Origin of the sequence: Arthrobacter sp. NPDC056493, assembly GCF_042795115.1 — a bacterium.
In the GTDB taxonomy this organism is placed as follows: domain Bacteria; phylum Actinomycetota; class Actinomycetes; order Actinomycetales; family Micrococcaceae; genus Arthrobacter.
In genome coordinates, this window is record NZ_JBHTSL010000002.1 from 167650 (window position 1) to 174672 (window position 7023).

Genomic DNA, 7023 nt, shown 5'->3' on the forward strand with positions numbered 1-7023 from the left:
AAAGGAGTCGATGATGACGGAAGGCCGTGTGCTGAAAGGCGTGGAGTTCGCCCGCACGGATGGTCCCGGCTCCCGCCCACTGCTGCTGGACCTGTACCTCCCGGAGCCTGCCGGCAGCGGGGCCGAAAACCGGCCGGGCGCAGCGGAACCGCTCCGGCCGGCCATCGTCCACTTCCACGGCGGCGGCTGGCGCGTTGGTGCGCGGTCTTCCCTGGGGCCCGTCACGGACGGCTTCGGGCTCACACCCTTCGTGGTCCTGACTGAAGCCGGCTTCGTCGTCGCCTCGGCGGACTACCGGCTGAGCGCTGAGGCGGTCTACCCGGCCCAGCTGCACGACGCCCAGGCCGCGGTCCGCTGGCTGCGGGTCCACGCGGCCAGCTATGGCGTGGACCCCAACCGGATCTACGCCTGGGGCGACTCCGCCGGCGGCCACCTGGCCAGCCTGGTTGGCCTCATTGGCGGTGACAGCCGCGTCGCGGCGGTGGCTGCCTGGTACCCGCCCACGGACCTGAACCGGATGGGGGAGCAGGCCCTGCCCGACGCCGTCGCGCGGGCCAGCGACCCGGGCTCCCGGGAAGAACAGCTCATCGGCACCGTCCTCGCGGAGGAGCCGCAGAAGGCGGCGGCCGCGAGCCCCGTCAGCTACGTCGGTCCGCATGCCCCGCCCTTCCTCCTGGTTCACGGCACAGCGGACCGGTTCGTCCCCGCCGCCCAGTCCGAAACCCTGGCCGCCGAACTGGAAAAGGCCGGGGCCGCCGTCGAACTTCTTCTTCTCGACGGAGCGGACCACATGTGGTCCCTGCCCGACGGCAGCCCGGCCGCGGCGGCGAAGGCACTGGCCGCCACCGTCAGCTTCTTGCGCCGGCAATCCGGCATCCCCTGAGTTTTCACAACCCCCCGCAACGGTGATGCCTCGCCTGAGGCTTTATTTGCCGTGCCCTCCGACCGACACCCGCCCCGGGCGAACCTGAAAGGCCCTCCATGCAGTACATAGGCATTAATCACGACGGCGACACGTGGGCAGCCGCCCTGAACGGCACCATGGTGTTCCCGCTGGCTCCCGTCACCGACTTCTGGGCGGACGCCGATGGGTGGCAGGAGAAGGCGCATTCCCTGACTGCGGACGGCGGTCAGTACTTCGAGCGGAGCACCGTCACCGAAGTTCCCCTGGCTCCGCCGTCTGCCCGCGTCATCTGCGTCGGCCTCAACTACAAGGCGCATGCGGCGGAAGGCAGCTACAAGGACCAGGAATTGCCGCCGCACCCTACCCTGTTCGGGCGATGGACCGCTTCACTTTCGGTCGGCAACGTCCCGGTCCCGGTGCCCGGCGGCGAGGCAGGCCTGGACTGGGAGGGCGAAGTAGCTGCCTACATCGGCAAGCGTGCGGAGTCCGTGACCGAGGACCAGGCCCCGGAGGCCATCTTCGGCTACTCCACCTTCAACGACCTCACGGCCCGGCGCGCCCAGAAGCTGACGTCCCAGTGGACCCTGGGCAAGAACGGCGACTTCACCGGCCCGCTGGGGCCGCTGATCAGCCGTGACGAGGTGGGCGACCTGCGCGACGGCCTCGAAGTCCGCACCCGGGTCAACGGCACCGAGGTCCAGCACGGCAACACGCGGGACATGATCTTCTCCGTGCCCGCCATCATCTCGCTGATCAGCCAGACGTTTACGCTGCACCCCGGCGACGTGATCGCCACCGGTACCCCCGAGGGCGTCGGCTACGCACGCACGCCGCAGTGGCTGCTGCAGCCGGGCGACACCGTTGAAGTTGAGATTGAGCGGCTGGGCACCCTGGTCACTCCCGTCGGCGGACCGTCCCTCCGGGCGAGGGCCTGATGACCGCCGTCGATCATGCCGGGCTTGCGGACCTGCCCGGACACGTCCCGGTCCTGATCTCCGGGGGAGGGCCCAGCGGGCTCTTCCTGGCCCTGGACCTGGCCGGCCGGGGCATCCGCAGCACGATCATCGAGCCCCGCACGCAGATCGACCCGGACAGGCCGCGCGCCAAGACCACCAACGCCCGGACCATGACGCATCTGCGCCGGCTGGGCCTTGCCGGCACGCTCCGTAAGGCGGCGCCGCTGCCGGTGGGTTTCGCGCAGGACGTCATCTTCTGCTCGGCGCTGACGGGGCGCGAGATCCGGCGCTTTCCCAACGCGTTCCAGCTCGACTCCGGCCGCTACGGGCCGCAGCCCGAATGCGGCCAGCAGGTGCCGCAGCCGGTGCTGGAGGCGGTGCTCCGGGAAGCCGTGGCGGCGTCCGCACATGCCACCCTGCTCACCGGACTGCGGGTGGAGGAATTCGCTGCCCGCCCCGACGGCGGGCAGCGGGTGACGGTTGCCGACGCCTCCGGGCACCGCACCGCCGTCGACTGCGCCTTTCTGGCAGGGGCCGACGGCGGCTCCTCCACGGTCCGCCGCGGCCTGGGCCTCCGGCTCGAAGGGGAGTCCGCCGCCCTGTCCAACATCAGCATCCTCTTCCGCTCCCGGGACCTCGGCTCCGCCATCACGCTGGACCCCGCCGTCCAGTACTGGGTGCTGGGGCCGGACGCGGCGGGCATGGTGGGACGGATGGACCTTGACCACACCTGGTGGGCCATCATCCAGGGCGTCAGCGATGGATCAGATCTTGATCCGGCCGCCCTGGTGCGGTCCCTCGTGGGCACGGACGTCGACGTCGACGTGATCGCCACGGATCCCTGGACAGCCCGCATGCTCCTGGCCCCGTCCTACGGCACGGACACGGTGTTCCTGGTGGGGGACGCGGCGCACCAGAACCCGCCGTGGGGCGGCCACGGCTTCAACACGTGCATCGGTGACGCCGCCAACCTGGCCTGGAAAATCGCCGCCGCCTTCGAGGGCTGGGCAGGGCCGGGACTGCTGGCGAGCTACGGGCTGGAGCGCCGGCCCGTGGCAGACCGGACCATCCGCGACGCTGCGGCCAACGGAAAGGCGCTCGCCTACCACTTCGCCGACCCCGCCCTGATGGCTGACGGGGCCGCGGGGGAGGCCGCCCGGGCCGGCGCCCACGACGCCCTCGCCGTCAAGCAGAGCGAGTTCGATTCGCTGGGCCTGGTCCTCGGCTACAGCTACTCCGCCTCGCCGCTGGTGGTCCCCGACGGCGCCCCCGTTCCGGCCGAGGACCCGATCCGTTACGTGCCCTCGGCCAGCCCCGGCGCCCTGTTGCCGCACGCCTGGCTGGACGGCGGCGCCTCCCTCTACGACGCCCTCGGGGAGGGCTTTTCGCTGCTCGTGGACGCTGCCGTTCTCGACAAGGCGGGCGGTGTGCCGCCGGAGCACCTCTTTGCCCCGGTGCTTGCTGCGGCTGCCGGCCACGGCATCCCGGTGACCGTTACCGCCGTCGGGCCTTCCGACTTCGGGACGCCAATGGCGGAACTGTGGGCCGCCGATGCCGTCCTCGTCCGCCCGGACCAGCACGTCACCTGGCGCGGGTCGTCCGCGGAATCGGCGGCCGCAGCCCTGGCAGTCGCTGCCGGCTGGAGCACCACCAACTCATTCGAGCACCTGAAGGAGGGCACCAATGCCGGCGCCGTCGTTTCGTGATTTCCTGTACGCGCCCCACCACCCGCGTGTGGCGCGCCTGCGCGGCCTGGACGCGCGCGCCTACGCCGAGGAGGCCAAGACCGACTCATTTGCCGGCCCCATGATCGAGGGCTGGCAGAAGCTCTACCCGGAACCTTTCGTCGGTGTGACGAACGACGGCGTCGTCCGCCCCGGCCTGTTTCACCTCGCCGGGGCACGCCCCGGGGAAGAAGCGCCGACGGCGGAGATGGTGGCCGCTGCGGGCAAGCTCCTGGCGGTTGCTTCCGCGGAGCAGCGGGACCGGCTGAGCTACGCGGTGGACGCCCACGACTGGCAGAGCTGGGCCAACCCGGAGTTCATGCAGCACGATACCGGGCTGCGCCTCGAAGACCTGGACCCGGCCGTGCGCGATGCCGCACTCGCCGTCGTGGAAGCCAGCCTGAGCCCCGAGGGGTACGTGCTGGCGCGGAATCTGATGCGGATCAACGGCTTTCTCGGCGACCTGGTGGAGCTGCCGGAGCTGATGAACGAATACAGCTACAACTTCGCCCTCTACGGGGAGCCCTCGGAAACCGAGCCATGGGGCTGGCAACTGTTCGGCCATCACCTGGCGCTCAACTGCCTCGTAGCCGGGCCCCAGCTTGTCCTGTCGCCGATGTTCCTTGGTGCCGAGCCGGATGCCATCGACGCCGGGCCGCACAAGGGCGTGAAGGTGTTCAAGGAACGCATCAGCCTGGCCCGCGACGTGATGGCATCGCTGCCCGAGCCGCTGCGGCTCGAGTCGCTCTCCTTCGCCGAGATGGTGGATCCGGCGATGCCCGAGGGCCGGCTGCACCCGGGCGACGAACGCCACCTCGCGGGCTGCTTCCAGGACAACCGCGTGATCCCCTACGAGGGCATCCTCGGTGACTCCCTGCCACCTGAATCGCTGGCGCTGCTGGACCGGCTGGTGGCGGACTTCGTCGCAGCCCTCCCTGACGGTCCCCGCGCCGCGCGGATGCGGGAAATCCGGGAGCACTACGGTGAAACCTGGTTCTCGTGGATCGGCGGCTGGCAGGGGGAGGACGCGTTCTACTTCCGCATCCAGAGCCCCGTGGCAGTCATGGAGCTGGACCACCACACGGGCGTGTTCCTCAACAACAACACCCCTGCCCCGTTCCACATGCACACCGTGCTCCGCACACCCAACGGCAACGACTACGGGCGCGCGCTGGTGCGGCAGGCGGCGGCGCGCTAATAACCCCATCGGTTGCTCCGCAGGTGCCCTTTTCACCCTCGAAAACGGCACCTGCGGAGCAGTCGATGGGTCTGCCGAGTGCCAATCCGCTAAACACCAAGAGGCCCGGACTCCATGGGGGAGTCCGGGCCTCTGGCTTTGTGGTCGTGGCTGGCGATCCTGGCTAGATGTCCAGCGCCGCGCGGCGCTGGGGCGGCGGGCCGACGACGGTGAGGTCCATCTCCGCCTGCGCGCGGCCGAAGCCCTCCATGTCCATGTAGGGCTCGCCGCCTTCCGTGTACATGTAGTCGTCGGTGGGCTTATTGAAGTATTCGAAGAAGCCGTTGAAGACCGACGGCGTGAGGAACCCGACCATCTGGGTGTTGTGTGAGTCGAACGCGAAGGAGTGGACGGTACCCGCCGGGGCGTGCAGGAAGTCGCCCTTGGTGAGCAGCACCTCCCGGCCGTTGGCGTAGAGCCACATGCGGCCCTCGGTGCAGAGGAAGTTCTCCGTGTGCTCTGAGTGGAAATGCAGCGGAATGTATGGGGACCTGGCGCCCTTGGTGTGGACGGCGAAGTAATTCGAGCCCGTGTTCTCCGGCCGGGAAAGGTAAGTGAACATGGTCTGGTAGCTGACCAGGCGTTCGCCTTCACCGGCACTGAGGAAGTAAGGGCTCAGTGTGGCAGGCAGTCCGGCATTCTGCTGCAGTGACGGTGCCACCCTCTCGACGTCGGGGAAGGTGATACCGAATTCGGCACCGACTTCCGCCGCCTCCCGGGAGCTCAGCCGGTGCCCGGCATGGACCGGCGGGACATGCGAATCGATGGGGGTGCCGACCCGTTCGTAGTACGCCTCGGCGCCGCCCGGAGTCATCCAGTTCAGGAAGCGGGTGTAGTGGCTGGCCATCCGGTAGGCGTGAGGTGTTCCCGGCGGAATCACGACGGAGTCGCCCGGAGTCAGGATGCGGCTTTCACCCGGGAGCCACACGTGGAGGATGCCCTCAAACACGTAGAGGGTCTTGTGCTCGACGCTGTGGCTGACGAACGGGGATTCGGCTCCCATGCCGCCGGAAATGTAGGCCGCGCTGAAAATGCCGCCGGTGTCCGAGGCACGGGCGATCACGGTCACCAGCTGCCCGTCGATCTCGTACCGGGCACCCTCGCCGGAGGCCATGTAGTAAGGCACGGCCTCGCCGGGCAACACATTCGCAACTGGCAATTGCTTGTTCATTTCCTCGACGCTGAGGGTCATGGCTTCCTTCTTTCTTCGGCATCGCCGCGGGGACGTCGTTTGGACAAGCTTGGCGGATTGCCGGACTCAAGTATGCGTGGATTTCATTGGTTGAAAAGTTGCCTCGGTCAGCCGGGTTCACAGCCTCCTGACAGTTTCCGAACAGCGGTGCCCTAACCTGCTGCCGGATCTTTGAGGAAGGGGCTAGGACAGATGCCCTTCCGTTCAAAGCCGTACCGCACGGCCGATCAAGGAGACAGCATGTCACGAACCAAGAGAATCACCCTCGGCATCACCGCCGGCGCGCTGGCGCTGGGTGCCGGCCTGGGGGTTACCGGAATGGCCTCAGCAGCCACCACTCCGACCCCCAGCGCAACGTCGAGCACGTCGACGGACAGCAGCGCATCGACCGACGGCTTCGGGGGCCACAGGGGCGGCGACCGCGGCCAGATCGCGGCAGACCTTGCCACCAAACTGGGTGTTGACGAAACGAAAGTGAGCGACGCCATCCAGGCGTTCCGCGAGGCCAACAAGCCGACGACGGCGCCGACCGAGGGCACCAAGCCTGACCGCACGGCCCAGGATGCGGCGCTGGCCAAATCCCTGGCCACGGCACTCGGTGTCGACGAAGCCAAGGTCACCGCGGCCCTGACGGAAATCCGCACGGCTGAGCAGGCCGAACGCGCTGCCGCGCTGAAGACCAAGCTGGACACGGCCGTCAAGGACGGCACACTGACCCAGACCGAAGCCGACGCCGTCACGAAGGCCGTCGAAAAAGGCGTGATCGGAGGTGGTGGCCACTAGAAACCAGTCCGAGGGCGGCTACACCGTCAGCCCTGAATTCACCCATGAACTGAAATCACCCATGAACTGAGAATCCCCGGGAAAGTCCCGGGGGATTTCTCGTTCCTGTCAAACGCTCCCGCACATCCCGCGGGGTCTGTCAATTATTCGGTGTAACTGGGGTGGTTTCTTGTTCTAGTTGCTGCTGGCGGACAGGCGTCCGTCGAAGGTGATCTGGAAGGCGTTCA

General features: G+C 68.3%; 6 protein-coding genes. 5 read left to right on the forward strand and 1 reads right to left on the reverse strand.

Annotation, left to right across the window (positions count from 1 at the left end; all coding sequences use genetic code 11):
• The first annotated feature begins 13 nt into the window (after positions 1 to 13).
• From ACFQ50_RS01655 to ACFQ50_RS01670, 4 genes are all read left to right on the forward strand, one after another.
• The gene (locus tag ACFQ50_RS01655) at positions 14 to 883 is read left to right on the forward strand and encodes an alpha/beta hydrolase fold domain-containing protein (protein ID WP_377993782.1); all 870 of its coding nucleotides are present in this window, start codon (positions 14 to 16) and stop codon (positions 881 to 883) included.
• Between the two features lie 98 nt (positions 884 to 981).
• Positions 982 to 1839, forward strand: coding sequence for a fumarylacetoacetate hydrolase family protein (locus ACFQ50_RS01660; protein WP_377993783.1), 858 nt, complete (start codon positions 982 to 984; stop codon positions 1837 to 1839).
• Positions 1839 to 3566, forward strand: a complete 1728-nt coding sequence (locus ACFQ50_RS01665; RefSeq protein WP_377993784.1) for an FAD-dependent monooxygenase — start codon at positions 1839 to 1841, stop codon at positions 3564 to 3566. Before ACFQ50_RS01660 ends, ACFQ50_RS01665 begins: the two co-directional genes overlap by 1 nt.
• The gene (locus ACFQ50_RS01670) at positions 3544 to 4782 is read left to right on the forward strand and encodes a DUF3500 domain-containing protein (protein WP_377993785.1); all 1239 of its coding nucleotides are present in this window, start codon (positions 3544 to 3546) and stop codon (positions 4780 to 4782) included. Before ACFQ50_RS01665 ends, ACFQ50_RS01670 begins: the two co-directional genes overlap by 23 nt.
• A 163-nt stretch (positions 4783 to 4945) precedes the next feature.
• Here the strand turns inward: ACFQ50_RS01670 and ACFQ50_RS01675 are convergent, their stop codons facing one another.
• A complete protein-coding gene (locus tag ACFQ50_RS01675; RefSeq protein WP_377993786.1) occupies positions 4946 to 6013 on the reverse strand; it encodes a quercetin 2,3-dioxygenase in 1068 nt (355 codons plus the stop codon).
• 240 nt (positions 6014 to 6253) lie between these two features.
• Here ACFQ50_RS01675 and ACFQ50_RS01680 point away from each other — a divergent pair, with 240 nt between their 5' ends.
• Positions 6254 to 6796, forward strand: a complete 543-nt coding sequence (locus tag ACFQ50_RS01680; RefSeq protein WP_377993787.1) for a hypothetical protein — start codon at positions 6254 to 6256, stop codon at positions 6794 to 6796.
• Positions 6797 to 7023: the final 227 nt, after the last annotated feature.